At 68.9% G+C, this 25,954-nt stretch carries 26 protein-coding genes and 5 pseudogenes; 13 read left to right on the forward strand and 18 right to left on the reverse strand.

From position 1 onward, the window contains the following. Positions 1-207 precede the first annotated feature (207 nt). The gene (locus A4E84_RS00465) at positions 208-741 is read left to right on the forward strand and encodes a hypothetical protein (RefSeq protein WP_237304726.1); all 534 of its coding nucleotides are present in this window, start codon (positions 208-210) and stop codon (positions 739-741) included. Here A4E84_RS00465 and A4E84_RS00470 read toward each other — a convergent pair. Next, positions 683-1,489: an IS5 family transposase gene (locus A4E84_RS00470; RefSeq protein ID WP_107308242.1), complete on the reverse strand. Its 807-nt coding sequence runs from the start codon at positions 1,487-1,489 to the stop codon at positions 683-685. The genes A4E84_RS00465 and A4E84_RS00470 overlap by 59 nt on opposite strands. Positions 1,490-1,675: 186 nt before the next feature. Between A4E84_RS00470 and A4E84_RS44100 the strand changes: the two genes are divergently transcribed. The 3 genes from A4E84_RS44100 to A4E84_RS00485 are packed head-to-tail and all read left to right on the forward strand — an operon-like array spanning position 1,676 to position 3,733. Further along, positions 1,676-2,473 carry an ATP-dependent DNA ligase gene (locus tag A4E84_RS44100; RefSeq protein ID WP_237304728.1) on the forward strand — a complete coding sequence of 266 codons (798 nt, stop codon included), beginning with the start codon at positions 1,676-1,678 and terminating at the stop codon, positions 2,471-2,473. Further along, a complete protein-coding gene (locus tag A4E84_RS00480; protein WP_237304730.1) occupies positions 2,382-3,407 on the forward strand; it encodes a tyrosine-type recombinase/integrase in 1,026 nt (341 codons plus the stop codon). Before A4E84_RS44100 ends, A4E84_RS00480 begins: the two co-directional genes overlap by 92 nt. After that, positions 3,404-3,733 (forward strand): helix-turn-helix domain-containing protein, encoded by a 330-nt coding sequence (locus A4E84_RS00485; RefSeq protein WP_062924628.1) that lies wholly within the window; start codon positions 3,404-3,406, stop codon positions 3,731-3,733. Before A4E84_RS00480 ends, A4E84_RS00485 begins: the two co-directional genes overlap by 4 nt. Before the next feature lie 329 nt (positions 3,734-4,062). Here A4E84_RS00485 and A4E84_RS00490 read toward each other — a convergent pair. After that, positions 4,063-5,168, reverse strand: a pseudogene (locus tag A4E84_RS00490) (hypothetical protein). A gap of 247 nt (positions 5,169-5,415) precedes the next feature. Beyond that, positions 5,416-6,732: an MFS transporter gene (locus A4E84_RS00495; protein WP_062924629.1), complete on the reverse strand. Its 1,317-nt coding sequence runs from the start codon at positions 6,730-6,732 to the stop codon at positions 5,416-5,418. 89 nt (positions 6,733-6,821) lie between these two features. Here A4E84_RS00495 and A4E84_RS41860 point away from each other — a divergent pair, with 89 nt between their 5' ends. After that, the gene (locus A4E84_RS41860; protein WP_237304732.1) at positions 6,822-7,553 is read left to right on the forward strand and encodes an ArsR family transcriptional regulator; all 732 of its coding nucleotides are present in this window, start codon (positions 6,822-6,824) and stop codon (positions 7,551-7,553) included. Between the two features lie 61 nt (positions 7,554-7,614). Here the strand turns inward: A4E84_RS41860 and A4E84_RS45580 are convergent. From A4E84_RS45580 to A4E84_RS44105, 4 genes and pseudogenes are all read right to left on the reverse strand, one after another. Continuing rightward, positions 7,615-8,103, reverse strand: a pseudogene (locus A4E84_RS45580) (relaxase domain-containing protein); the annotation flags it as partial. Between the two features lie 585 nt (positions 8,104-8,688). Further along, positions 8,689-9,189: a hypothetical protein gene (locus A4E84_RS43885; RefSeq protein WP_213084198.1), complete on the reverse strand. Its 501-nt coding sequence runs from the start codon at positions 9,187-9,189 to the stop codon at positions 8,689-8,691. Then, positions 9,189-10,091, reverse strand: a complete 903-nt coding sequence (locus tag A4E84_RS43890; protein ID WP_213084199.1) for an AbiJ-related protein — start codon at positions 10,089-10,091, stop codon at positions 9,189-9,191. Before A4E84_RS43890 ends, A4E84_RS43885 begins: the two co-directional genes overlap by 1 nt. A 371-nt stretch (positions 10,092-10,462) precedes the next feature. Further along, positions 10,463-11,083, reverse strand: a complete 621-nt coding sequence (locus A4E84_RS44105) for an MFS transporter (protein ID WP_237304734.1) — start codon at positions 11,081-11,083, stop codon at positions 10,463-10,465. Between A4E84_RS44105 and A4E84_RS40105 the strand changes: the two genes are divergently transcribed. The 4 genes and pseudogenes from A4E84_RS40105 (at position 10,973) to A4E84_RS44120 (ending at position 13,539) form a co-directional block, all read left to right on the forward strand. Beyond that, positions 10,973-11,748 (forward strand): IS5 family transposase gene (locus tag A4E84_RS40105; RefSeq protein WP_418082250.1). Its coding sequence is split into 2 segments (ribosomal slippage): positions 10,973-11,276 and positions 11,276-11,748, totalling 777 coding nucleotides; the frame shifts between segments, so codons are not numbered across the junction. The two genes, A4E84_RS44105 and A4E84_RS40105, sit on opposite strands and share 111 nt — an antisense overlap. 163 nt (positions 11,749-11,911) lie before the next feature. Then, entirely contained in the window at positions 11,912-12,235 is a 324-nt protein-coding gene (locus A4E84_RS44110) for a hypothetical protein (RefSeq protein WP_237304736.1), read from the forward strand. An 11-nt stretch (positions 12,236-12,246) separates the two neighbouring features. Beyond that, positions 12,247-12,615: a hypothetical protein gene (locus A4E84_RS44115; protein ID WP_237304738.1), complete on the forward strand. Its 369-nt coding sequence runs from the start codon at positions 12,247-12,249 to the stop codon at positions 12,613-12,615. Positions 12,616-12,775: 160 nt separating this feature from the next. Next, positions 12,776-13,539 (forward strand): annotated as a pseudogene (locus A4E84_RS44120) (hypothetical protein). Between the two features lie 238 nt (positions 13,540-13,777). On the opposite strand, the gene A4E84_RS00530 reads toward A4E84_RS44120, so the two are convergent. The 4 genes from A4E84_RS00530 to A4E84_RS00545 all read right to left on the reverse strand — a co-directional run bounded on the left by A4E84_RS00530 (position 13,778) and on the right by A4E84_RS00545 (position 17,720). After that, a complete protein-coding gene (locus A4E84_RS00530; protein ID WP_237304740.1) occupies positions 13,778-14,953 on the reverse strand; it encodes an MFS transporter in 1,176 nt (391 codons plus the stop codon). Positions 14,954-15,286: 333 nt separating this feature from the next. Beyond that, positions 15,287-15,865, reverse strand: coding sequence for a GNAT family N-acetyltransferase (locus A4E84_RS00535; RefSeq protein ID WP_062924632.1), 579 nt, complete (start codon positions 15,863-15,865; stop codon positions 15,287-15,289). Positions 15,866-17,031: 1,166 nt separating this feature from the next. Continuing rightward, complete coding sequence (locus A4E84_RS00540; RefSeq protein ID WP_062924633.1) at positions 17,032-17,490, reverse strand: hypothetical protein; 459 nt, start codon at positions 17,488-17,490, stop codon at positions 17,032-17,034. A gap of 38 nt (positions 17,491-17,528) precedes the next feature. After that, on the reverse strand, positions 17,529-17,720 hold the full coding sequence (locus tag A4E84_RS00545) for a hypothetical protein (RefSeq protein WP_062924634.1): 192 nt from the start codon (positions 17,718-17,720) through the stop codon (positions 17,529-17,531). 958 nt (positions 17,721-18,678) lie between these two features. On the opposite strand from A4E84_RS00545, the gene A4E84_RS00550 reads away from it, so the two are divergent. Next, positions 18,679-18,849, forward strand: coding sequence for a hypothetical protein (locus tag A4E84_RS00550; protein ID WP_031106884.1), 171 nt, complete (start codon positions 18,679-18,681; stop codon positions 18,847-18,849). Between the two features lie 298 nt (positions 18,850-19,147). Further along, entirely contained in the window at positions 19,148-19,633 is a 486-nt protein-coding gene (locus A4E84_RS00555; protein ID WP_062924635.1) for a lamin tail domain-containing protein, read from the forward strand. Positions 19,634-19,773: 140 nt separating this feature from the next. Here A4E84_RS00555 and A4E84_RS44125 read toward each other — a convergent pair. Continuing rightward, a pseudogene (locus tag A4E84_RS44125) lies at positions 19,774-19,896 on the reverse strand (HNH endonuclease); the annotation flags it as partial. On the opposite strand from A4E84_RS44125, the gene A4E84_RS45585 reads away from it, so the two are divergent. Continuing rightward, on the forward strand, positions 19,859-20,467 hold the full coding sequence (locus tag A4E84_RS45585) for a Tn3 family transposase (protein ID WP_159029536.1): 609 nt from the start codon (positions 19,859-19,861) through the stop codon (positions 20,465-20,467). The pseudogene A4E84_RS44125 and the gene A4E84_RS45585 overlap by 38 nt on opposite strands. On the opposite strand, the gene A4E84_RS00565 is transcribed toward A4E84_RS45585, so the two are convergent. From A4E84_RS00565 to A4E84_RS00575, 5 genes are all read right to left on the reverse strand, one after another. After that, positions 20,455-22,083: a LuxR C-terminal-related transcriptional regulator gene (locus A4E84_RS00565; RefSeq protein ID WP_062924637.1), complete on the reverse strand. Its 1,629-nt coding sequence runs from the start codon at positions 22,081-22,083 to the stop codon at positions 20,455-20,457. The genes A4E84_RS45585 and A4E84_RS00565 overlap by 13 nt on opposite strands. 208 nt (positions 22,084-22,291) lie before the next feature. Continuing rightward, positions 22,292-22,840 carry a DUF998 domain-containing protein gene (locus A4E84_RS45590; protein ID WP_418082251.1) on the reverse strand — a complete coding sequence of 183 codons (549 nt, stop codon included), beginning with the start codon at positions 22,838-22,840 and terminating at the stop codon, positions 22,292-22,294. Positions 22,841-22,859: 19 nt separating this feature from the next. After that, complete coding sequence (locus tag A4E84_RS00570) at positions 22,860-23,237, reverse strand: hypothetical protein (protein ID WP_062924638.1); 378 nt, start codon at positions 23,235-23,237, stop codon at positions 22,860-22,862. 51 nt (positions 23,238-23,288) lie between these two features. Next, positions 23,289-23,441, reverse strand: a complete 153-nt coding sequence (locus A4E84_RS42770; RefSeq protein ID WP_159029537.1) for a hypothetical protein — start codon at positions 23,439-23,441, stop codon at positions 23,289-23,291. Positions 23,442-23,585: 144 nt separating this feature from the next. Next, positions 23,586-24,689: a flavin-containing monooxygenase gene (locus tag A4E84_RS00575; protein ID WP_062924639.1), complete on the reverse strand. Its 1,104-nt coding sequence runs from the start codon at positions 24,687-24,689 to the stop codon at positions 23,586-23,588. A 404-nt stretch (positions 24,690-25,093) separates the two neighbouring features. Here A4E84_RS00575 and A4E84_RS00580 point away from each other — a divergent pair, with 404 nt between their 5' ends. After that, positions 25,094-25,423, forward strand: coding sequence for a hypothetical protein (locus A4E84_RS00580; RefSeq protein WP_237305167.1), 330 nt, complete (start codon positions 25,094-25,096; stop codon positions 25,421-25,423). Here A4E84_RS00580 and A4E84_RS40130 read toward each other — a convergent pair. Further along, positions 25,341-25,771 (reverse strand): annotated as a pseudogene (locus A4E84_RS40130) (transposase); the annotation flags it as partial. The gene A4E84_RS00580 and the pseudogene A4E84_RS40130 overlap by 83 nt on opposite strands. Between the last annotated feature and the right edge of the window lie 183 nt (positions 25,772-25,954).

Here is a 25,954-nt window from a genome sequence, read left to right on the forward strand (position 1 = left end):
ACTCTGTGACGGAGCACAGGATCAGACGAAGGCCGCCTACACGTCCGCCGAACTGCGAGAACGCTGATCAAGTTCGAGCCGCGTTCGACGCTGGACGTTAAACGACAAGCTGAGAGGTCGTTCTCTTTCCGAACCTCGTGTGTGGTTCTCGCTGGTCAGGCATGAGATGGCCGCGGTCGCGGGAGTCTCGGCTCGTTGCTGGCTGAGATGTCGTGGGGGTGGCGGATGCCGTCGATGCGGGCGGTGTTGGAAGCGCGGCGGAAGTCCGCGGCGGTGCGGGTGGAGGAACTCGAAGCCGAGCTGGAGCGGGTGCGGGCGGCTCTGGCGGACGCGGAAGAGGCGCTCAGGCGCCGGGTGATCGGCCTGGAGCAGTATCTGGAGGCACTGGCCGAGGCGGATGCGCCCGCCGAAGTGATCGGCGGGGTGTCACAGCGGAAGCCGGTGGGACCGCGCCGGGCGGTGCCTCACCGGCAGAACGCCACCGGAACAGAGGAGTTGTCGCCGGACTATCAGGCGTTGATGGCCGCCGCGGTGGAAGCAGGAGCCGATGGGCTGGGTGCCCGGCGGGCAGCGGTGGTGCTGGGCTGGGACAGCGCCTCCGCCTCCCGTGTCGAGGGAGCGAGGGCCCGGCTGAAGCGGCTGGTGGAACGGGGCTGGCTGGTCGAGGAGAAGCCGGGAAGGTTCAAGCCGCCGATACCGGAACAGGTTCCTGGTGCTGGACGGTCAGGCGGCGGCTCATGAGCATGGTCATCGACCACAGAACGACGGCTTCGCTGGTCTCGGTGCGCCGTTCGTAGTCACGGACCAGGCGCCGGCTGCGCAGGAGCCAGGCGAAGGATCTTTCGACGACCCAGCGGCGGGGCAGGACCTGAAAACCCTGGACGTCGTCGCTGCGGCGGACGATGTCGAGGACGACTCCGAGGTGCTGGGTGGTCCAGTCGGTGAGGTGGCCGGTGTAACCGCCGTCGGCCCAGATCCGCGCCAGCCGCCGGAAGTGATTCTTCGCTGCGGGTAGCAGGACGCGGGCGGCATCCCGGTCGGTCGTGGAAGCCGGCGTGACCAGCACGGCCAGCAGGAGCCCGAGAGTGTCGGTCAGCAAGTGCCGCTTGCGCCCGTTGATCCTCTTCCCTGCGTCGAACCCCCGCGAGTGGTGAGCAACAGTGGCGTCCGCCTTCACCGACTGCGAGTCAACGACCGCCGCACTCGGCTCCTGGTCACGGCCCTCAGCCCGGCGGACGCCCTCGCGCAGCCGTTCATGCAGCTCGGCCACCAGCCCCGTATCCCGCCAGCGGGCGAAGAAGGCATACACCCGCGGCCAGGGCGGGAAGTCGGACGGCATCGCCCGCCATTTGATGCCGTTGTCAACGAGATAGCGCACCGCGTCGATCATCTGCCGGTGGCAGTAGCCCTCCGGCCGCCCGCCCCGGCCCGCCAGCCATCCCGGCACCGGCAACAGATCCCGCACCAGAGCCCACTCGGCATCGCTCATGTCCGAGCCATACCGAGGCCGACGCTCTGGCCGGTCGGCCGCGTTCCCGAACCGATGGGCGAGACAGTCACACCTGGGAGTGGCCGGACTGGACCCGGCAACCACGACCACGCGACACTTCGACAACAGGGCCTCTTGCTTCTCGCTGGACTCGACAACCGCGAGCTACCAAGAGGCCCTTCCTTCATGCCCCCACGTCGGCCAACTCACCCGATCCAGCGCGCTGTTCGAAGCAGACCGAGCACACGAACGGATAGAGAACGGCCAGTGAGAGCCCCTGTGAATCACGCTGGGCCGCCGCCGCCCCCCCCCCCCCCCCCCCCCCCCCCCCGACGACCTGGAACCAACCCACCCCACCCAACAGAACCGCACCCACATGGGCAGGTTCTGAATGTTCGGGCTCCGGAATCCGCGAACCCGTGCGCTTTCGCGTTCGATCTGCTGCGGTTGTCCGGGACCGACACGACCAGATGGCCGTATCGGCGGCGCAGGGCCGCGCTCGAGTCCGTGTTCACTGCCCGTCAACTGCCCGCCCCGTGGGTGCTGTGCCCGTCGACCACCGATCCGGACACGGTGCGTGAATGGCTGACGTGGGCGTCGGTCGGGATGGAAGGCGTGCTCTTCAAGCGGCTGGACGGCGTGTACGAGCCCGCGGTGCGCGGGTCGCGGAAGTACAAAAACAGGATGAATTGCATCTGCCACAACACTCCACCGGCGATGAAGAAGCAGTTCACCCACGTCAGACGGGTGCGCACGATGCTAGATCACACCGCCGACGGCCATGACCTGCAGGTCGAACAGCCGCGTGGTCACTCAAGCACCCGGTTCGGCACGCCTCGTTCTGGCGTCGAACATCGTTCACCTCGACCCTGCGCCGGCCGTTTTCACCGCGATGCAGGAGGGCTGGGCCCGGCAGCAAGGCGCCCGTTTCTTACAGGAATCGACGATCGGTGCCCGGTTGCGCCTGATCGGGCGGCTCGCTGATTTCACGGGGCTGTACCCGTGGCAGTGGACCCCGGCCGACGGTGAGGCGTTCATCGTGCATCTGCGCAACGGTGCCCAACCCATCCAGTTGTCCACGGCGCGCACGTACGAAGTGACGATCTCCCTGTTCATGGAGTACCTGCGCGATCCCCGGTACGGGTGGGTCGAGGCTTGCCTGGAACGGTTCGGTGAGGCACCGCAAGTGGTGTTCCATGAGGGCAACTCGGTGCTGCACACGGTGGAGTACGAGGGTGACCCGCGGCGCCGACCGCAGACGTACGACGAGGTCCAGGCCCTGTTCGACGTGGCGGACGCCCGGCCCGGGAAGATCCGGGGGCAGGGGCGGAAGGGGACGCTCACCGCGTTGCGGGATGCCGCAGTGTTGAAGACGGTCTACGCCTTCGGTACGCGACGCACGGAGGCTTCGAAGGTGGACCTGGTGGACCTGCGCCGTAACCGCAAGGCCCCGCGGTTCGGGCCCTACGGCAGCATGACTGTGCGGTTCGGCAAGTCGTCCAAGGGTGCTCCGCCGAAACGGCGGATGGTGCTGACCGTCCCGGAGATGGACTGGGTTGTCGACGTCCTGGGCGAATGGGTGCGCGATGTACGCCCCCACTTCGCGCCCGGTAAACACCCGGCCCTGTGGGTGACCGAGAGAGTCGGCCGTCTCTCGCCGCGCTCCATCAACGAGGCCTTCGTCGCCGCCAGGCAGGACGCCGGACTTGACGAAGACCTGGACCTGCACTGCCTGCGCCACAGCTACATCACCCACCTAACGGAATTCGGCTACCCCGCGAGGTTCGTGCAGGAGCAGGCCGGACACTCCCATGCCGCCACAACAGCCATCTACATGGGCGTTTCAGATGAGTACCGCAACGCGCTCCTGGAGACTTCGTTGAAGCGACGGCTGGGCGACGACTGGGACCTGACATGATCAAGAAGATGGGCTACGACTGGCGACTGCGTCAGGTGATGGCCGAGCACGAGATGTTCCAGACCTCGGACCTGGTGCCGCTGCTCGCGGAGCGCGGTGTCTCCCTGTCACGCGAGCAGGTCTACCGGCTGGTGACGCAGCCGCCGCAGCGGATGAGCATGGACACTCTCGTTGCCCTGTGTGACATCTTCCAGTGCACGCCCAACGACCTCATCAAGCCGACCGTCGTCAACGCGCAGGTAAAGAAGACCGCAGACGGCGACAGCGCCCCCGTCCTGCCGCTCGGGGAACGCCGCACCACGATTCGCCGTCCAGGCCGATCATGAGGAAGCTGACCCCGGACCAATTGCGGTTACGAGCCGAACTCGCACACGCTCAGTCGCAGATCACCGAGCACCTGCACCATGCCATCGGGCCGGCGTTCACCGATGACGACGCACGAACTGCGCTAGAAGCAGTCCAGGCATGGAAAGGGCCGAACGCGCACCAGCTCGCCCGCTACCTGCAGAAGAACCCTGCAGCACTGGTCGCTCCTGGCCCCGACTGCCCGAAGTCACTCGTTCGTCTGCCACCCGGCTTTGTTCACCAGATTGGACAGCAGATGTCGACCACTTTGGGAGGCATGAGAGTCTGGCGCTGTTCGATTGCCAGACGGTTAGAACAGGTCGGCCGAGGTGCCCTGCGTGAGGTTCTCGAGGATCGTGCGCAGCCAGGGGCGGCGCACGGCTGGTAGCCGGACCAAGGTGTGCTGGAACGTTCCCCGGTCGGCCCGGAACAGGTAGTGGGGGAGCAGTGGGAGCGGGTCGTCGCGGAGTACGTCCTTGGGAATGCGGCCTGACGCGGGAACCGGCAAGTACGGCTGGGGAGAGACCAGCCACAGCCACACCCCCAGCGGCAGGGGCACCAGGTATGCCGACGCAGCCGGGCCGGCAGGAGTCCAGGTCTGGCCTGTCTGGGGGTGGACCGGTACGAGGAGGATGTCGACGCCCGCGTCCGGGGAGGGCTGTCCCGGTCCAGCCAGGACGGCTCGCAGCTTCGGGGGGCCTGGCGGCAGCAGGGCGTCGAGCACGCGCTGGAACACGTCCGCTGTCAGACCGCCCGGGACCTGCACCGGCTGCCCTCGGGAGGCAACCAGCAGATGGGCGAGGGCCTGGCCGGCTGCCGCCTCCCACTGCGGGCTCCACGACCAGTAGTGGTTCGGCCCCAGCCGTCCTCCCCACGTGGCGATCGGCTCGAAAGGGGGAGTTTTCTCCCCCTTCGCTGCCAGCTCCGCCAGGAGGGCAGCGCGGCGCGCGTACCGTCAACGGGGACGCGGTGCACGGCGTCCGGGCTGAGCCGCACCGCCTGCCAGAGCGAGCAGTCGTCGATCCTGGACGCCACGGGGAGGCCGCATGCCTCGCAGGCCATGTTGGGCCCGTCGGCTCCGTCGAGGCCGCAGCAGGCACCACCGCGCTTCTCAGGAATCAGCCGAGTCCCACGGATATCACCGGGCGCGATGACACTCGCCCCGGGCGTGCTGTCGGACAGGGCGTCGACCGGCGCGTAGATGCCGCGTGCCTCCGCCTCGCCCGGATCGATCTCGTCCCACATACGCCACGGCCCGCCCCAGGGGTCCGGGTCCACGGCAAACGTCCCTGACTGCATGAGCACCGGAAGCTGAGTCCCGTTCCCGTACGTCTGACGGGCGTGGACTGGCAGTGCGACCTGGGACAGCGGGGTGGTCAACTCGGCGCCGCATCCCGCACACACGAAAACGAACAAATGTCCTCCGTCTGGGAAACAGACGCATCGTCGCAGCTCGCCGACAGCCAGCCAACATGTTTTCTCATCCGTTGCGGGAACGGCACCTGCCACCGGCGTGGAGTAGCAACGCAGCGCGGGCAAGCGCCAGCCGCCGCCTCTGAGGACGGCAAGCGACTCACCCAGTGTTCGAATCCCCGGTGTGCTGTGGCGCCTCCCGAAGCGGTGAACATCTGCTGCTCATTCTCATGAACAAAGCCATCGAACGTTACTGCGCAGGAGACCTACACGCATGCTGTTCGGTGCCGTTCTCTGATCCCGTTGAGCAGTTCGGGACGGGGACCGGGGAGGCAGGTGGGTGCCAGGTGAGAATCCAGCCGGCGGTAAGCGCCGCCGCGCCGCCTGCCAGGGCGATTGCACCGCCTGTTCCGATGCCTGCGGCCATCGCGCCGAAGCAGGCCGGCCCGACGCCCTGCAGCGTCATGCTGCCGGAGCCGAGCAGCCCGAATGCCTGGCCCAGGCCATCCTGCGGTAGGGCGTCCAGGAACGGCCGTTGCAGGCCGAGACCGTAGGCGAATCCGAAGCCGCAGAGCAGCAGCAGACAGGACGAGACGCCCACTCCGGGCTCGGCAGCGAAGCCGACCAGCGGCAGTCCCATCAGCGCAATCAAAGGGGCTACCAGTCGCTCCCGGGTGGGCGGCCGTAGCAATCGGCCTACCAGCAGATCACCGACCAGCATGCCGACCGGCAGACAGCCCATCAGCACCGCGTACCAGCCGGGCGCGAAGTGGCGTCCTCCCGCGTAGGCGACGATCAGGCCTTCCGCGCCCGCTACGAACGCCGGCGGGAGCCACCGGGCCAGCATCAGTCGTCGCACCGTGTGTTTGCGCAGCAGCAGGCCGACACCGTGCAGGCTTGCCCGGACGGCCCCGCCATCGCCCCGAGCGCTGCCAGGTGTGCCGCCGAACTCTCCTGGCTGCAGCCGGGGTAGCCGGATGCGGATAGCGAGCGCGCAGCCGAGGTAGAGGGCGGCGCTGACCGCGAGCGCCTGGCGCGGGCCGAGTACCGCGACGGCCGCACCTCCCAGCGCCAGACCGAACAATTGCGCGCCGGAGGCAGCGATGTTGTTCAGTGAACGGCCCAGTACATAGGCGTCGCCCTCCAGCGACTGCGCGACCAGCCGACTCGACGAGCCGTGAAACACCGGTGTGGTGAGGGCGACCAGCGCCACGACACCGAGGCTTGCCGCGACCGGCATCCGCACCAGGGCGAGCAGCAGGGCGGAGGCGCACGTCAAGGCGTAGCCGCCGGTGATGAGCGCGCGGGGCGGCAGTCGGTCGGCCAGTGAGCCCAGCAGCAGCGAGCCGAACAGCTGCGGGATGAAGCCGATGCCGAAGGCCAGTGCGCTCAGCAGCGCGGAGCCGGTGGCCGAGAAGACCAGCACCGAGAACGTGGTGATCCGCAGCGCGTCCGCAGTGATTGCGACGGTGCGGGTTGAGAAGAGCAGCCGGAATCGTGGCTCGGCCAGCACCTCCCGGTAGGTGGCACGGTGGTTGCCCTGCGCGGGTTCGGCGGTTGGGGTCATGACGCGCAGCCTCGCCGTGCGCCCACGCTACTCACCAATGATTCGTCGCTGGACGAATCGGAGCAGATGTCCCGCGGTAGCATGGCTGGGTGCTGCGCTTCGAAGTCTCCGTCGAGGACCTGCTGCGCAGCCGCTTCGCACTGTCGCCCGCGATGGACCTGTGCTTCCTGCTACGCTCGCTCGCCAGCCAAGACAGGCCGCTGCCGCGAGCCTGGGCCACCCGGCTCCTGCCGGCCTTTGAACGGCTTCGCCGCGAGAGCGATCTGAACGCCGCCCTCGCCCTGCACACCCCGCAATCCGGACCGAACTTCGTCGCCCCGCCCCCGCGCGGCCTCAACCAGACCTGGGCAGACGACCTGGCCATTATCCGGGCCACACCGCTGGAAGCGGCCCGCCACGAAATCGCCACCAACGCGACCGGCCCGTCCGCCCGTGATCCCCGCGTACGCGCAGTGCTGGACTCGACGGACGCCGTCTCCAGGATCGCCGAGGCGATGGACCAGGCGTGGCACGAGCTGCTCGCCACAGACTGGCCGCAACTGCGCGCGCTCTGTGAGCGCGATGTCGTGCACCGGGTGGGTGTGATCGGCGAACACGGATGGGTCACGACCATCGAGAGCCTGCACCCGAGCATCGCCTGGCAAGCCGGCGGTATCGAGATCGGCCACTTCCCCCAAGTCGGAACAGTCCGCCTCGCCGGCGACGGGCTCCTGCTGATCCCTTCGGTCTTCGTCGCGAATATCGCCGCCCACCTGGAGGACCCCTGGCCCAGGACCTTGATCTACCGTGCCCGCGGCACCGCCGCCGAGCGTGCCTCGTAGTGCGGAAGCGCGCGGCGACCAGACCGCCGGGCGGCCGCACCCGGTAGATGCCGTCCTTGCCGTACCGGATCACCGCCACCTCGTCCTCGATCCACTCCAGCACCCGCTCGATCGCACGCTCGTGCGCGGCCTCGATCACCCGCCGGGTCTCCTCATCCCCCAACGCCCACAACAGGTAGATCGTCGGCTGCGGCCGGGAGACGAAGTCGACGCCCGTGACCGTCACCCGCCGTCCGAGGGCACCGGCCTTGAACGCCTTCTTCGCCGACGCGCCCTTGGCGAGCAGGTCGGCCTCGATCCGGTCCGCGTACGGGTGCCGGCCCCGCTCGTCGAACAGGTTCCGCAGCTGCGCCTCGGTGACCTCCTCACCCGACGTCAGACCGAGCGCGGCAAGTCCCCGGCCCATCCATCGCCCGGCCGGGACACCGGCTTGCTCCTGAGCTGTGCGCAGCGACGTGCGGGCCGGGCGGCGGCCATCGCCGACAACGGTCTCGCGCAGGTAGTAGCGGTACATCTGACCGGCCCGGATCACCCTGATATCCACTGTCATGCAGACCACGCCACACGGCTCTGACCTGCAAGAAAAGGCCGGTCAGCAGTACGTCCCGCCAGGCGGGAGCAGCAGCCGAACTTTCTTCTCAGGTGCCCGCCGGACGGGAAGCGACCCCAGGCCGGACGCGAATGTCATCGCTCTCCGGCAGCCCTCACACCCCAACCCGAACGACACCAACAAGCACCACTGAGCATCACCACGCGCCAAGGAACGAGCACCGCCAAAAGACGACCGCCTATCAGCCCCCGGCAACCGCCGGGGGCTTCGTCGTGCTGCCCGGAGGACACCGTGCCCACGGACGAGACACTCCCCCGCTTCACCACCGACCTCCAGCACCTCACCCCCGCCCAGCGCCGGCGCTTCCACGCGTCGTCTTGGACGCCTTCGTCCCCGACTTGCGCACCGAGCTATTCCGTCCCGGCCTGCGCGAAGCGCGCGGGTTCCCGAAATCCCGGAGCCGGAGTACGCCGAACCCGGACGCCATTTCCCTGTCTTCGGCGGTGATCGTGCGAGTTCAGCCTTCACGGCTGGGGGGCCGGATAGGTACCCGTGCTCATCCGGCCCGTGCCCCAGCCTCCGGTATCAGCTGGTGCGGCCGTTCACTTCGAAACGTTGGAAGAGGGCCGGCAGGAACTCCTGGAGCAGGAGCCTGGCACGTTCCGCGTCCCTGAGTTCGTCGTGGCCGAACCGGAAGACCTCGTAGCCTCTGAGCTCGAGTTCGCGGTCCCCAGCCACCAGCTCCGCGTACTTGTAGCTGTCGGGTACCTGACCGTCGTCGCGGGTGTAATGCTGGGACCCGTCGACCTCAAGAACGACGCGCTGGCCGTGGGGCAGTAGGAGCAGGAAGTCCATGCGGGAGCGCAGCAGCGCTTCAGGGCCCCGCTCGCGGACTGTCTTGTGGTCCCAGTGGAGCCACACCTCGGGTAGGAGCGCCGGGAGGTCATAGACGGCAGAGCCGAGGATGTGGTGGTAGAGCTCGAAGACGTTGCGCTGCCCGGGTGAGTTGCCGGGCAGACTGCGGCGGAGCCGGTGGTAGAGGGTCTTCTTGGCTTCGGCCTCGTCTGCGAGTGGGTGTCCTGCCACTAGGTTTGGAGGTCTCGCCAGCGGATGCCGTCGCCTGTGATCTCGCGGTCGTAGACGAGGACGTTGCCGGGGTCACCGACGATCTCGATGTCGTTGTCCACTGCGGAGAGGAATCGGATGTCCGGCTTGGTGAGTGAGGCGAAGATGACGTTCTTCGGCCGTCGGTTGTCGGCGAGCCGGGTGGAGACCAGGGTGAAGCGCGGGTAGCCGCCGTCGGCCCCGGTCTCACGCAGCTCGACTCCCGCGCTGCGGATCTGCTCGTTGATCTGTGCCACCAGGTGACGTTGGGCGGGCTCGTCGAGGAGCACGTCGGCGGAGACGGCCGATGCGAGGAAGCGGGCGAATCGCGCGTCGCCGGCTTCGAAGGCCCCGAGGCGTTCGAAGAGGTCCTCGGTCGACCAGTCCTCCGGGTTGCGGAAGACGTGTTGCTGGATGTGCTGTCTCAGCCCAGGCGGGCGATTGTTGCTGGGAAGTAGCAGGTCAGCGAGGGATTCTTCGCGGTCGAGTACCCAGAAGCGCTCCAGCAGCTTCATGAAGCGTGCTTCGTGGCGTGCCATGTCCGCCAGGTCCAAGGCTCGGGCCAGTTCGCGTCGGACCCTCTTGGGTATCGCCGGGGGTGACGACTCCGCCCAAAGTAGATCTTGTATCCCGTTGCGAGTCGCAGCGGTGAGACTCCCACGAGCCAGGATGCGTTGCGCGACGTGGGGGAGGTCGTTGTCGGAGACCTGGGCGTAGCTGCGTTCGATCCGTTCACGCAGCGATCCCTCCTCCTTGGGGATCTCCGGCATGGCCAGCTCCGCGAACGCTGCGTTGATGGTGGCGTGCGTGTTCCCGCTGAGGTGGCGCGAGACGACGACGTCCAGCAGCTGCCGAAGTGCCGAGCGATCCCTGCTGTTGGCCATCAGCCGATGATCCCAGAGCTCCGCCGGGCAGTCAGCAGTTTATAGCGTCCAAGACAGCTGTCGAGGGCAGTCAGGCTCGCAGTGCTGGGCGGAGGGCCGAGCGGTGCTGGCCATGGCGCGATGGACGCCCCAGATGCGGGCCGCCATGACCTGCCCCGGCAGCGGCCGGGGCAGGCGGTCGTTCACTGGGCGTCGGGCCGGTGCTCGGTGATCCAGCGGGCTGCCAGGAGTCCCGAGGCGGCGGTGAGGACGGCGGCGGCGATGACGGTGGCGTTCAGGTCGAGGGCGTCGGCGAGGATACCGGCGACGAGGGCGCCGACGGCGTAGCCGATGTCCCGCCAGAACCGGTAGGTGCCCAGGGCGTTGGCCCGTCAGGCGGGGTGGGCGTGGTCGGAGATGGACGCGATGAGGGCCGGGTAGACCATGGCGGTGCCCAGGCCCGGGAAGACCGCGGACAGGACGCCCGCGAACAGCGGCCGGTCCAGCAGGGCGAGGGCGAGGACGAAGCCGACGGCCTGGACGAGCATGCCGTAGGCGATCAGGGGCTTGCGGCCGATGCGGTCGACGAGGTGGCCGGTGGGGATCTGCCCGAGCCCCCACAGGATCGGGTAGAGGCCCTTGATCAGGCCGACGGCGGCGAGTCCGAGGCCGTGGTCGGTGAAGAGCAGGGGGAAGACGCCCCAGGTGAGACCGTCGTTGAGGTTGGTGATCAGCCCGGCCTGGCTGGCGCCGCGCAGGGGGCGGTGGTGCCAGGACGTGCGCGCGAAGGTGGCCTTTAGAGGTCCTAACAGAAGTTGTTGATCAAGTGACTTTCGGCTGGGGTGGTCGTTGGTCTGGTCGTGGGAAAGCGACAGTCGCGGCCGTGGATCGTGTCGGATGAACTGTGGTCGCTGATCGAGCCGTTGTTGCCCGAGCCGGGACCGAAGTTGGTGGAGGGCCGGCCGCGGGTGCCGGACCGGCAGGCGTTGTGCGGGATCCTGTTCGTGCTGCACACCGGTATCCAGTGGGAGTACCTGCCGCAGGAGCTGGGCTTCGGTTCCGGCATGACGTGCTGGCGGCGGCTGGCCGCGTGGAACGAAGCCGGCGTGTGGGACGAACTGCATCTCGTGCTCCTGAAGAAGCTGCGGGCGGCGAAGAAGCTGGACTGGTCCCGGGCGGTGATCGACTCCTCGCATGTCCGGGCGGCCCGCAGAGGCCCAAAAGCGGTCCCAGCCCGGTCGACCGCGCACGGCCGGGCAGCAAGCACCACGTCCTTGCCGACGGACAGGGCATCCCGCTCGCGGCGTCCCTGACCGGCGGAAACCGCAACGACATCACCCAGCTGCTGCCCCTGCTGGACAAGGTTCCGGCCGTGGCCGGCGTCGTCGGCCGCCCCAGACACCGACCCGACGCGCTTCTGGCCGACCGCGGCTACGACCACGACAAATACCGCCGCCTGCTCTGGGCCCGCGGCATCCGCCCGGTCATCGCCGAACGGGGCCAGCCACACGGCTCCGGCCTCGGCATCTTCCGCTACGTCGTCGAGCGCACGATCTCCTGGCTGCACGGCTTTCGCCGCCTGCGCATCCGCTGGGAACGACGCGACGACATCCACGAAGCCTTCCTCGGCCTCGCCACCTGCCTGATCACCCACCGCCACGTCCAACGCCTTTGTTAGGACCTCTAACAGACCGGGATACCGTCGCGGGCACGGTTCGCTTCGCCACTACCGCCGCGGCCGCCGGAATTCGCCCTGTGTTCGGCGTCGACGTCGCCGTCTCGCCGCTCACCTCGCCAGCCCTGGCCGGTCGGCCGCGTACGCCGTGCGCGGCGGCACGCATGTGATCGAGCCTCCGCTACGGATCACCCTGCTCACGCAGAACGCGGGCGGGTGGGCTCGCCTGTGCCGCCTGGTGTCCGCCGCGCAAGCCGAGGCCGACGGCGCAGCGCCGGTCGTGTCCTGGCCCACCCTGCGCGCGTATGCCGACCGGGACCTGGTGGTGCTGCTCGGCCCGGCTTCCGAACCGGTACGGGCCCTGTCCGCCGGCTGCCCCGACGTCGCCGAGCAGTTGCTCGCGCCGTGGCGGGATCTCGCCGGAGAGCATCTGCGGCTGGAAGCCGTGTACCTGGGGCGGCAGGGCACCGGGCGGGCTCGCTGCGGCTGACCGCGCGCACCGTGGGCCTGGCCGACCAGCTCGGCGTCCGTACGGTGCTGACGAACGCGGTCCGCTACGCCGACCCCCACCAGCACCGGCTGGCCGACGTGCTCGACGCGGCCCGGCTGCTTCGGCCCGTGGACCGGCGGCACCTGGACGGCGGCGAACGCTGGCTGAAGGGTCCAGCCACCATGGCGGCGGCCGCCGACCGTATCGCCCAGGCCGTCGGCAACGACTCCGCCCGGGCGGTCCGCCTGCTGGCCGAGACCGAGACCACAGGCCAGTCGTGCACCCTCACCCGGTCGATCTCGGGCTCGGGCGTCCCCACTTCCCCGCACCTGCCGTCGTCGGCGCCGGCCCCGAGCGCGGTTCGGCGATGCGGCTGCTGAGGCAGCGCTGTGAGGCGGGCTTGGTGGCCCGGGGCTTGGACACGGACGAACGCGCCGTACGGCAGCTGCACTATGAGCTGGAGGTCATTGGCCGGTTGGGCTATGAGGTGGTCGCCGACACCCGGGCCTTGGGGATCCGGGTGGCTCCGGCGCCGGCTCGATGGTCAACCACGCGCTGTTCGTCGCCACGGCCAACCCTCTCGAGCACCGGCTGCTGTTCGAGCGCTTCCTCAGCGAGCGGCGCACCTCGTTGCCGGACATCGACCTCGATGTGGAGTCCGAGCGTCGGCTGGAGGTGTACGACGCGATCGTCGAGAGGTTCGGGCGGGAGCGGACCGCGGTCACCGGCATGCCCGAGACCTACCGGGCGCGTCACGCCTTGCGCGATACCGGCCTCGCCCTGGGGATTCCGCCGCAGGTCATCGGGGAGATCGCGAAGAGTTTTCCGCACATCCGGGCCCGGGATATCCGCAGTGCCCTGGCCGAGCTGCCGGAGCTGCGGCAACTCGCCACTCAGGCAGCAAAGTTCGGACCGCTGTGGGAGCTCGCCGAAGGCCTGGACGCGCTCCCCGCGGCTACGCCATGCACCCCTGCGGAGTGATCCTTTCGAACGCGGCGCTGCTGGACCGGCTGCCGGTACAGCCCACCCCGGCCGGATACCCGATGGTGCAGGCCGACAAGGAGGACGTCGAAGACTTCGGCCTGCTGAAGCTCGACGTCCTCGGCGTGCGGATGCAGTCCGCGATGGCGCACGCTGTCGCCGAGATCCACCGCACCACGGGACGCCTGCTCGATCTCGACAACCCCGACCACGTTTCCCTCGACGACCCGCCTGCCTTCGACCTCATCCGGCGCAGCGACACGGTCGGGCTGTTCCAGCTCGATTCCGTGTCAAGTCTGTGCGTGTTGCAGGGCTGGCCCTGATGGGGCGGCGAACCTCAGCACCTGGCCACAGGAGCTAATTCGTATCCTTCAACTGATCTTTCACGGCCGGGCATACGGTTGTTCTGGCGCCCGATCTACACCGCAAGAGGGCCAGGCGACAGAAGATCCGCACCCGAGGACAAGAACCTGCTGGCCCTGGACCACCAGCTCGTCAGCGGCCCGTACCGGCTCTCGGTAGCCGCTCTCTGGACCTTTCCGACTGGCACCGTGCGGGTGGTCAAACCCCCGCTTCTTCATGCTCTTCTCTACGTTGCTCGGCGTTTTCGGGCAGTTCCCGGATGCGTGGCAGCCCGGATGCAGCGACCCACAGCACGCTGAGCACGGCGCCCGCTGTGCCGATCCACAGGGTGGGCCGCAGGCCGAGCGCGGTGCCCAGCGTGCCGGCCAGCACCGCGCCGATCGGGCGCACCCCGAAGTTGGCGGTCTGGACCACGCCCATCACGCGGGAGCGCAGCGTGGGCGGGATGACGGCGATCAGATAGCTGTTGGCCGCGATGTCCATGACCGCGACCCCGCAGCCGGCGCCGAGTTGCGCAGCGATCAGCGCAGCGATGACCAACGGCCCCGGGCCTTCGGCCAGTGGCACCAGCAGCAGGGGGAGGCTGAACCACAGGAAGCCGGCCACGATGGCCGGGCCGAGGCCGATCCGCCTCACCACACGCGGCGCGGCGTAGGCACCGGCCAGCCCACCGAGCCCGAACGCGGCCATCACCGCGCCCAACGCCCCGGCTGACAGGCCCAGTTCGGTGGCTCCGTACAACACGAACAGGGTCATCAGGAAGGTGTGGCAAAGGCTCAGCATGGACACCCCGGCCAGCAGCAGGCCCGGGGTGCGGTTCGCTGTCACCCAGCGCAGTCCGGCCGCCAGCCCGCTTGCCTCACGTGGTGCGGGCGGCGCCTCCCGTGCCCTGATGCTTCTCAGGCACACCGCCGACACCAAATAGGTCAGGGCGTCCACCAGCAGTGCGAACGGCGCCGACAGTACCTGTACCAACGCGCCACCGGTGCTCGGTCCGGCGACTGCGGCCGCCGACCTGCTCCCGGAGAGCAGCGCGTTGCCGTCCACATACCGCTCCGCAGCGACCACAGAGGCGTACACGTGGTGATTGCAGACCCGGAACAACACGGTCAGCGCCCCGACGACGAACTCCGTCACGAACAGGTGAGCCATCGTCAGCGCCCCGCACGCATACGCCAGCGGTATCGAGGCCACCGCGGCGAACCGCCCGAAGTCGGCGACGATCATCGCCTGGCGCCGGTTGGCCTGCCGGTCCGCCCATGCCCCGCCAGGGATCGACAGCAGCAACGACGGCAGCAGGGCCACCGCCGTCAGCCAGCCCATCTCGGCCGCACCCGCGTCCAGCAACAGCACGGCGGCCAGCGGGATAGCCAAGATGTTGATCTCGTCCCCGACCAGCGAGACGCTCTGCGCACCCCAGTACAGCCGGAACCCCGCTCCCGCAACAGCCCCACCCGCGACGGCGCGTCCCCCGCACTCCCCCGACGGCGGATCCCTCTCATGCTCGCCCTGCTCATCAGCCGGCCCGCACGGTTCTCAGGATGGTGTCAGGGGCGCGGCGACCGCACCGGTGCCCACCGCCCGCCATCTGCCACCCGTACGCACCTGCCCCAACTGGAATGCGCTGCCACGTGGACTGTCCCCCTTCCTTGGCCTCCTCAGCGCACTGCCATCCCTGTCCGCGGACGGCTACGGCCGTCTTCCCGGTCACCGGTCGGCCCGTGGGACGGCGACCGGGAGAGTCAGCAGCATGATGTGGGAGACGGCCTCCTCCTCGGCCGGCCGCCAGTGACCGACCTGGCGGTAGCCCCACGCGGCGTAGGCGGCGTGCGCCGGCGCCGCTTCCGCCTCCGGCCGCATCGCCAGCGTGACCCGCTCAACTCCCAGGCCCTCCAGCAGATGGGCATGCATCAGAGCCGCTATCCCCTGCCGCCGCCACTTGGTGCGGACCGCGAGTTCGACAATGCCCAGGGTGCGTTCGCCTGTCTCGGCCGTGAACTCCGGCGTCGTCTCCTCATCCATCGCCTTCCACCAACCGGTGTCGGGCGGGAGAGGGTATCCGAAGGCGTAGCCGATCGGCACGTCACCGCAGCGGGTGATGACGAGGCGGGCACGGGGAAGGAAGACCTCCTGCGCGAAGCGGTCCAGGAACTCGGCGATCTCCTTCACGCCTTCGCAGTACGGCGGTTCGACCCAGATCTCCTTGTACATCGGGAGCACGACATCGAGCTGCGCTGCGCACTCCAGCCCCTCCCACCGTTCCACCGTGACCGGCGGACACTCCATCCGCTTCCTCCCGTCTCCTGCCACCAACCGAAGCCGGCGTCGCCTAGATACCGTTCGGACCCACAGGTAGGGACCTGCGAGACCGATCACCAATGCAGACCCCGCCCCTGATACTGATGCCGCCCTGCGGTGCGGCGGGATAGCGGACAGACCGGCGGGACCCGACGCCCGGGCCGCCAGCCTTCGCGGTGGCGGGGCCGAGGACAGACCTGCGGTTACCAGCGCCGGGGCCGCCCTTCAACGTGGCCGGATGACGAACCACCCTGCGGGTGCCAACGCCCGGGCCGGTCTTCGCAGTGGGGGGACGACGAACAGACCTGCGGGTGCCGATGCTCGGACCGCCCGTCTTCAACGTGGTAGGGCGACGGACAGCACTGCGGCCGCCGACACTCGGGCCGCCCTTCGCCGCGGCGGCATGGCGGACAGATCGTCGGGTGCCGATGCCCGGGCCGCCGCCCTTCAGAACGGTGGGGCGGCGGGCGGCCGTACGTGAACCGACGCCAGGAGTGCCTTTGCACCGCCCGCCGACACTCGGGCCGTTCTTCGCCACGGCGGGATGACGGACAGACCTGCGGCCCCCGACGCCCGAGCCGACCTTCAAGGTGACGGAGCTGTACACGGGCCTTCGGGTACCGATGCCAGGAGTGCCGTTGCAGCGGCTGCCAATGCCGCCTCCACTACCCTTCAACGTCGCGGGACGGCGGACCGACCTGCGGGAACCCACGCCCGGGCCGGAGCCCTTCAGCGTGGACAGACGGTGGACAGATCGGCGGTTGCCAGCACCCGGGCCGTTCTTCGCCGCGGCGGGATGACGGACAGGCCTGCGGCCCCCGACGCCCGGAGTGTGCTTCGCGGTGGTGGCGTGGCGGACAGACCTGCGGGTGCCGGCGCCCGGACCGTGCTTCGCGGTGACGGGGCGACGGACAGACCTGCGGCTACCGATGCCCCCGCTACCGCTCTTCGAGGTGGCGGGGTAGTGAGTGGGTGTGCCCGGGGCAGGGGTCTCGGTGCCCACCTCAGGGTCCATAAGCGCGATCATGCGTGCGGTCCTTTCGACGTCGAAGCGGGTTCCAGCACTGCTGTGAACGTAGGCAGAGACAGATCAGCCGGGCTGCACCTCCCCGGGGTGGTGCAGCCCGGGTCAGCCGTGCGTGTGGGCGGTCAGGTCAGGAGTCCAGGACCGCGCCGCATCCCCGCCAGATGAACCGGTGGGAGCTGATCTCGTTCTCCACCTCGATACCGCTGGTGAAGTACTGCTGCTCAAGGGTGTCCATGTAGTTCTCGTTCGGCCCGATGCAGGTGTGGCCGCCCGCCCAGTCGGTCCCCGTGCCGTTGAAGAGCTGGACCCGCCTGGTGTCCGATGACTTGTAGGCGAGGGATTCCGCGGTGTTGGTGTCCCAGCCCTGGAAGGGGCCGGAGCTGTTGCCCCAGTCCGAGTCCCAGCTCGTTGTGGCGCCGAGTCGAGTGGTGCCGCAGTTCGCCCCGTTGTACGCGACGAAGGTGCCGGCGGGGATGGCGTTGTACGCGTTGTCGCAGGCGGTGGAGGCCTGCGCGTTCGTCGCCGGGACGACCGCTCCGAGGGCTGCCAGGCCGAGCGTCGCGGCGGTGGCCAGGACCTTGCGCATGACGGATCACTCCTTGTGGGTGGGTGCGATGTGAGGGGTCAGGCTGCCGAGCCGGTGATCTTCTCGGCCCGGGCCAGCGCGTCGAGGTTCATGCGCTGATGGGTGGCGACCGCATCGCCGTACCGGTCGAGCAGCTTCTCGCGGTACTCGGCTTCGAGCGCGCGGATCGTGCGGGTCAAGTGCGTCTGGCCGGCGCAGGTCGCCTCGGCGACCGCCAGGCGGACCTCCACGGCGAATGCCTTCTGCTCGTTCAGGCCCCGCGTGAGTTTCGGGAGCCCTTCGCGCGCCTTGGTCGGAGTGGCGTAGTCGTGCCCCGCAATACCCGCCTCATTCCGGCCGGAATCAGCCCGACCACTTCCGCTGGGCAAACGTGGATACATCCGAGTAACCCGCCAACCCTGAAGGGGGGAATTATCTGTTCCGTTACCGATTTCAGGGGTCACACTGACCGAAATTTTTCGATCGACTAGGCTTCAATCGGTGCATCGTGCACGGCTAGCGATCACTTTTCGGCCAGGTTCAGACCTGGCAGGAATAGACACAGTGAGCGCTTACCAGCCCTTGAACTCGAAACCACACCGGCACGACTTACCTCAGAGCAAGCGACCGATACACAGGACCGGTGTGGCCACAGCTTCACTCCATGCACACTTACGCCGTCCGGCACATTCCGCCGCTGACCACGCCCTGCGCCCGCGAGAAGGCCGCTCAACAAGCCGACGCTGACGACGACTTCCCCGAACAGTTGGAAAAGGCCGCCTGACAGGCGAGCTCACAGACCGCTCGGTGACGAGCGCACCGAGCGCGACACCGAACCCACATCGGCTCGGCTCCCCCACATTCCACCGGGCCACCGACGACACACTTCGCGGCCGCGCCTTCCCCGTGCGGCCCCCGTTGCCGTATGGGGAAGGCCCGGCCTCCAAGGCGACCCGAATCAGGTCGACGTCTGACACCTCACTGGCGCTCATGACTGCGACCAGGCGATGCAGCCGAGGCGACTGGCCCTGGCCCGACAGACGGCTGCGCGGCGGAAGTGGTGCGGACGCGCCGGGTGCCTGCCGACCGTGAGGTGAATGCCGGTGACGAAACTGATCCCAGTTCCCGCAAGAGCAGTGAAGAAACAAGGCAGATCAGCCGCGTGCTCTTCGAATCGCCGGGCACAAGGAGCAACGGAGGTTGATAACTATGGTTCCCCTGCTTCTCGTCCTGCTTCTGGCCCTGATCCTCTTCGGTGCGGGGTTCGCGCTGAAGGCACTGTGGTGGATCGCCGTCATCGTGCTGGTCGTCTGGCTGCTGGGCTTCGTGCTGCGCAGTGCGGACACAGGAGGCCGCAAGGGCCGCTGGTATCGCTGGTAACCCACCACACAGCAGTCGGCCTGTGGGCCCCGGGAACACCCGGGGCCCACAGGCACGTCCCGCCCAGAGCAGCTCCCCGGGCAAACGGTGTAAGCACCACCTTCCCGGCAAGGCCCCATGGCTGGGGCCCGGTGAAGCCGCGGAACCTGCACCTCCAACCACCGGACCCCAGCCACACCCCGGCGCCCCGCACGGCCAGCTTCGCCCCTCACAGCAGGAGCGGGCAGTCACCCAGGGCCCACCCCTATTCCTCAGACCGGCTCCTCGAGGGAGGGTGTCCGCACACTGAGGGGGACTCTTGTCCGCTTCCGCTTCTCTCACCACTCGCCGTATCGCCGCCGCCGCGCTCACCGCCGGCGCCCTGTTCTCGGTGGTCACGCTGCCGGCATCCGCCGCCGACCACGCCCGCCTCGAGCGGTCGAAGGTGCAGATCTCGGCTGTCCAGTACGACTCCCCCGGACGTGACGACCGCTCCAACCGCTCCCTGAACCGCGAATGGGTGGAGATCACCAACACCGGCCGCCGCGCCGTGAACCTCGACGGCTGGACCCTGAAGGACGAGGACGGCCACACATTCACCTTCCACCACTACCGCCTCGACGGCCGCTCCACCGTCCGCGTCCACACCGGGGAAGGCCGCGACTCCCGCAGCGACCTGTTCCAGGACCGCCGCCACTGCGTCTGGGACAACCGCTCCGACACCGCCACCCTCCGCAACGACCACAGCCGCTTCATCGACGACGCCTCCTGGGGCCACCACCGCCACGGCAGCCACCACCGCTGACCCAACACCGCGAGCGTGAACTGAACACTCACTCACTCCCCGATAGAACAGTGACGCGCCCGGCCTCCACGGCCGGGCGCGTCTCGTCTACGCGGACCGCCCTGGCGCTGGCGAGCTGAACCGTGCGGCGCGCCGGGCTCCTATACGGCCGGCTCGTATGTCACGGTCTGCTCTGGGCAGCCGGCCGCCACCTCGCGCAGGGTGGCCGCCTCGGATTCATCCGCTGTGAGGCTCCAGCGGAGCTTGGTTGCGCCCCACTCGGAAGATCGCCCGGCAGCTGCGGCGAAGGGCGAGTCCCTGCGCGCCCTTCGTCGCCAGCTCCACTACGCTCGCGAGGGCAAGGTCACCCGCCGTCAGCCCGAGCAACAGAACGAGCAGGCGTGGTGCCTGACGGTAGCGACGAACGCGGTGGTCTGCTGGCACACCGAGTACATGGGCCTGGGCGTCGACGAACTGCGCGGCGCCGGCCGCGAGGTGGACGCCGAGGTCCTGGCACACATCTCGCCGACCCGCAACTCGGTGGTCAACTACTACGGCTCCATCACTGTCGACTACAAACACGAACTCGCCCAACTCGACGACCAGGGACACTGGCCCCTGAGGACCGTGGCCACCGACGAGCCCGGCGCCGGGCTGCAGAACCTCCCACATACCAGCAGGAGGAAAAGCGTCTCATCCGGGCTTGCTCGTCACGTCTTTCCACGGCAACGTCCCAGGTCAGCGGCTACTCCGTTGCTTTTTCGGCGAGGACTACTGGGACAGCGTCAATGCCCCCTCGACGGCCTGCTAACTAGCCGGGACTGTTCAGAACGAAGGGCGGCTCAGACCAGGTGATGCTCGTAGGCGAACGCCGCGGCCGCGGTTCGGGAGCCGACATCGAGCTTGGCAAAGATGTTGGACAGGTGCCGGGCCACGGTTTTCTCCGAGAGCACCAGGGTCTCGGCGATCTCCGGGTTGCTCCTGCCCACCGCCACCAGCCGGAGGACCTCGACCTCCCGGTGGGTCAACCCGCCGGGAGCCTTCTCCTCGCCCAACAGCGCCGCGACCTCCTGCTCCGCCGGCTTCGCACCCATCTCCGCGAATGCCCTCCGGGCCGCGCTCAGGTCGGCCGAGGCCGACTCCTCGTCACCCAGCAGCCGGAGCGCGCGCCCGACGAGCACCCGGGAGCGGGCCACCTCGTACACCGCGGAGAGCTGCGCCCAGGTCTCGGCTGCCTGCCGCGCGTAGGCGAACCCGCGGTCCGCCTCGCCCCGGGCCAGGGCGACGGTCGCGGCGGCGTACTGCCCCGATGCCTGCAGCGCCGAGCACCCGAACGAGCTCCCGATCTGCCCCAGCTCCTCGGCAAGGGGTGCTGCCGTGTCTACCTCGCCGGTGGCCACCAGCACCTCGACCGCCGCCGGGAGCATCTGCGACCGGTGGACGGGATCGTGCGCCTCGGCCACCACACGGTGGATCGCGGCCGACGCCGCATCCCGTCGGCCGTGCTCCAGCCACAGCAGTGCCCGGCCGGGCTGGGCCGAGTGGCCGAACTCGGCAGCCTCCGCGAAGGCAGCCTCCGCAGCGTCGTGGTCGCCGCGAAGCCGGAGGGTCTCACCCCGCTCGTAGTGGGCCTGACCGGCCGCCAGGTCCCCGCCGGCCGCGGCGTACCGCCCGACTGCGCGCTCGAGTTCCCTGACGGCGTCGCGATAGGCGCCGTGCAGTCGCATCAGCTGGCCGCGGTGGACCGCACACTGACCGGTGAACGCGACGAGGCCGGGCTGGCCGTCGCACCAGGTAGTCAGTGCGTGAGTCCACTCGCCCATCCGGCCGAAGTCGGAGATCTGCTGGCAGGCTTCGACCGACGAGCAGTAGATCACCCCGGAGAAGATGGGTGAGACCTCCCCGGCCAGGACCGAGACCATCGCCTCGTCGAGGAGGCTCAGCCCGTCGGCGACCTGGCCCGCGAAGATCTTCATCCGACCCTCCATGTGGAGGCCCATAGCTGTCAGGTCGGGGTCGTCGAACCGTCTGCCGCACTCGGTGACTTTTGGCACGGCAACGAAGGCCTCGGCGAACTCTCCCTTGATGATGTGCCCCATGGTGGCCCGCTCGAGCAGGTAACCACGCTCCACCACATCCCCGCCATGGTCGTCGAGCAGCCGCTCGGCCCGGGCTAGCCAGCCACTGCCGATGGCGACCTCGCCGCCCTGCCACAGGACTACGGTCAGCCAGTACGCCGCGCGCACCGCGCCGAGGGTATCGTCCCTGTCACGGTAGGCCTGGAACGCCCGTTGCAACGCCTGGACGCAGTCGTTGCGGTGGCCCAGGAGGTACGCGGTGACCGCCAGCGCCATGAAGTCGTCGGCCTGAAGCTCGGTCTCGTCCAGGTCGGAGAGAGCGCGGTACGCCGCCACCCACTCCTGGCGCTCGTACTCCTCGCGGGCTCGGCGTAGATCGTCGACCATGCTCATCTCGCACCACCTCGATTCGAGGCTAGTGTTCGACGCTCGTGATCCGCAGCATTTCCTCGCCTGGATGATCAACGGGTGTCAAAGGCCTTGAAGGGTGCTCCCGTAGGCGGCCAGGGTTTCGCCCCACTGACGGCCCGCGATGCCGAGGCCACGGTCACACGGGAAGGTCAGCACCAGGATGATTGCCCGCTGAACCAGGCCCCCGTAGTCATGGAGCGGCGCATATGTCGGACGCTCCAGCAGGTGGAGCGCCATGTGCTCCCGAAGGAGAGGACGACGACGGCCAGCGTGTACGCCGAGAGCGATCTCCACCGCGAATCCGCCGCCAGCCGCCGGGAGAGCACCAGGAACGCCCTGGTGAGCCACCGAAGAAGAGCAACCCATCGACCCAGTGGAGGCCGAGGTCATAGATCTCCCCGGTCGTGTCCCTTACGAGCGGGAAGGCTGCCGCGGTGAAGAGCCCACAGCCGACGGCCACCAGCAGGGCGGTCCCAGGCACCCGAGCCGCGCGGGTTCGATACCGCACCGCGGTGCCGTCCGTAGGCGAGCAGCAGCAAGCAGAACCCGAAGCCGCGAAGTTGAGGCTCTGGATCCAGCCGAGACTGCCGTCGCACAAGAAACTGACGGGTTCGTGGAGCCAGTCGTCTTCGGAGCCCAGGATGTTCTGTACGACGGAGCCGGCGGTGAAGACGAGCAGACCGGTGATTCGCCGATCCGCATGATTCCTCCGGCCCCTCTCACAGCGGTGCCCGTCCATGGCGCTCACGAGACGTCCGTCAATGGGTTGGGGTAGCCCGTCGCCCAGCCCCGATCGCGACCGCCAACGGCAGCAGAGCCAGCAGTGCCGCGGCCGGCTGTACGTAGAACTGCACCGCACCGACCGGCACCAGCCGGGCGAGCCCGAACACGACCAGCGCGCCGCCGACCACGGCGGTGGCCACCAGGCCGAACGTCGCGGTCCGGGTGACCGCGACCGCGACCGCGAACAGAGCCGTGCCCATGGTGAACAGCAGCGAGCCGACCAGGAGGACCGGCACGAACCACGACACCAGGGCGTCCTGGGTCGCCACCAGATCAGCGCCGGTCTCGTGTGCCGCAACGGCGGAGAACTCCATCCCGGGCAGCGTCGCGTACAGGGTGCTGCCGATCACCACGAACCCGAGCCCGACCGCGCTGACCCACCCGTCACCCCGCTCTCGGAGGAATCAGCGCACGGCGACAAACGCGAGCGCGATCGCGGCGAACGCGACGACCGCGACGAGGTGGGAGAGCCCCCACCGGGTGATGTCGGCCGCCGCCGCTTCGGCCGCGCCGGCGCTATCGGGCAGCCTCCCGGGGAGCAGCGGATGCCACAGCAAGCGCGCCCAGCAGCAGCACCGGTGCGGCAGCGACGAGCGCGCGGGCTGTCGACGCCGGACCCGACGCGGGGGCGGCGCTGGTCATCATCGAGGGGTTCCCGAATCTCGTTCATCGCAGACCTACTTGATCATCGTGGGTGCGTCTCAAGCCGCGACCGCGGGTTGCCGCGCCCGGGTGTGGGCGGCGATCTTGTCGGCGACGTACGCCGCATCCCGGCCGACGCCATTGATCTCGCCCGAGGCGAACGCGTACTGGAACGCCAGGCCGCAGAAGTAGAGGCCCGGCACGGACTCGACCACGCCGCGGTACTCCACCGGCCACCCGTCCTCGATCGGCAGCGGGAGGTCGATCCAGTCGTAGACCTGCCGGAACCCGGTGGCCCAGACGATGCTCGCGACGTCGAAGGTGCGGCCGTCCTCGAGGCGCGGCAGCCCGTCGGCGACGCCCACGACGTGCTCGGTGATCCATTCCACATCGCGCACGCCCAGATGGTGGCGCTTGATCCGCAGCTGCGGGGCGCCGTGGTGGCGAATCTTCTGCATCACCTTGCGTCCCATCGGCGTGCGCCGGGTGAGCACGTGATTGAAGGCGAACTCGATGAACGGGAATGCCGCGTGGAACCGCCGCGAGCCCCATTCGAGAGGGATGTTCCCGTGGTCGGGTCCGACCAGCGTGGTGGGACGGTCAGCGGCCAGGTCGTAGGCGATGTCCAACCCACTGTGCGAGGCACCGACGACCAGCGCCGGCCCGTCGGGCAGCTGGGAGGGCCGGCGGTACTCGCTGGAGTGGAGCTGTTGGATCCGGGGGGTGATGTCGGCGGCGAAGGCCGGGATCTGCGGGGTACGGCCGAAGGTGCCGGTCGCCAGTACGACGTTGTCGCAGGTGACCTTGTCGGCTCCGAGGGCCGCGGTGAAACCTCCGCCCTCGAGGGCCGCGAGCCGATCGACCCGGGTCTGCATCCGCACCGGCAGGCCGTTGGTGACGGCGTACAGCTCGAGGTACTCGGCGAACTCGTCCTTGGTCGCAAACTCCCACGGGTCGCCGGGGAACGGCATCCCGTCCAAGCCATTAGCCCGGGCGGGCGTGAACAGCCTGAGGCTGTCGTAGTGGCAGCGCCAGTTGTCACCGATCCGCTCGCGCTCGTCGACGATCAGGAACTCCCGACCGAGCTGCTGGAGGTGGTAGCCGACCGCCAAGCCGGCCTGGCCGGCGCCGATGATCAGGGTTTCGAGGTGTTGGGTGGTCATGGTTCGTTCTCCTTGGTTCCAGGAACTCACGAGTGATCCCGGCGACCAGGTTGGCGTGGCGGCACCCCGGCGCGTGTCCGCCAGGCACCGAGTGAAAGTCCGGGTCGGGGATCGGCATCGCGGCGCGCCGGCCGGAGTCGGGGCTTCTCATGACGCCTACGCTAGAAACCCGACGGCCCGGTGCGCGTCGGCCGCGATACCCATTCCCTCCTCGGCCCGATGGGTGGATCGACGCACGACCCGCCACCGGTCACGGACGCAGGGCCCGCCCGACGCCGGCGCGGCCGCCGCCCGCAACTCCGGGGCCCACGAAGCTGGAGGTCTGCGGCCCGGACGGCGCATGGCGGGCCGATGTGCTGGCGAGCGACCCGGCCGGAGCCTGGAAGACAGCCCTGGAAGCCCAGATGCGCACGCCAATCTGCTGCCGCGGCCAAACCTCGCAGGTCGGGGACGCCTGCCGGGAGGTGATCGACCAGCTGTTGGAGGTCAACGCCCTCTACCGGCTCCGAGCCGCCCAGGGAATGCTCGGACTGCGCAAGAAGTACGGCGACACCAGACTCGAAGCCGCCTGCCGCAAGGCGGTCGCGGTCGGCGACCCGTCCTACCGGACCGTCAAGGGCATCCTGGTCGCCGGCACCGAGACCGACGCGGAAGACGCGACTCAGTCAGGCCCTTCGCGGACAGGGAGACGACCATCTCGTCCACGCCGGTCAGGCGCTTCTGCCGCTTCTTGACGATCTTCGGCTCGAAGGATCCGTCGCGGTCGCGGGGCACGGATATCTCGACCGGGCCGACGTCGGTCAGGACGGTCTTGGCGCGGGTGTCGTTGCGGGAGTTGCTGCCGTTCTTCCCGGCGGGGTCGTGCTTGTCATAGCCGAGGTGGTCGGTGGTCTCGCCCTCCAGGGCGGACTCCAGCTACCGCTTCGTCAGCTTCTGCAGCAGCCGCCCTCGCCCGTCAGCTGCAGGCCCTTGGCCTGGGCGCGGGAGACCAGCTCGTCGATCAGCCCGTCGTCCACCGCCTTCGACGGCTGCGGCTCCAACGGCTCGACAGTCTCGGCCTCGGTCACGTTCTCACTCGTCATCGGTGCATCTTCCTTGATCGGGAGATACACCGAAGGATTTACAGTCCCGGCTCGGAATGCGAGTGCGCGACTCTAAAGCCTTCTTCTTCCCGGTCCACATCGTGACCTCCAGCCGGCCTCGCCCGCTCTGCATGCCCCTGGAGGCGCGATCCGCAGTGAGCCTTCGCCAACTTGAAGTCGCAG

The sequence above is a fragment of the Streptomyces qaidamensis genome, assembly GCF_001611795.1.
Lineage (GTDB): Bacteria > Actinomycetota > Actinomycetes > Streptomycetales > Streptomycetaceae > Streptomyces > Streptomyces qaidamensis.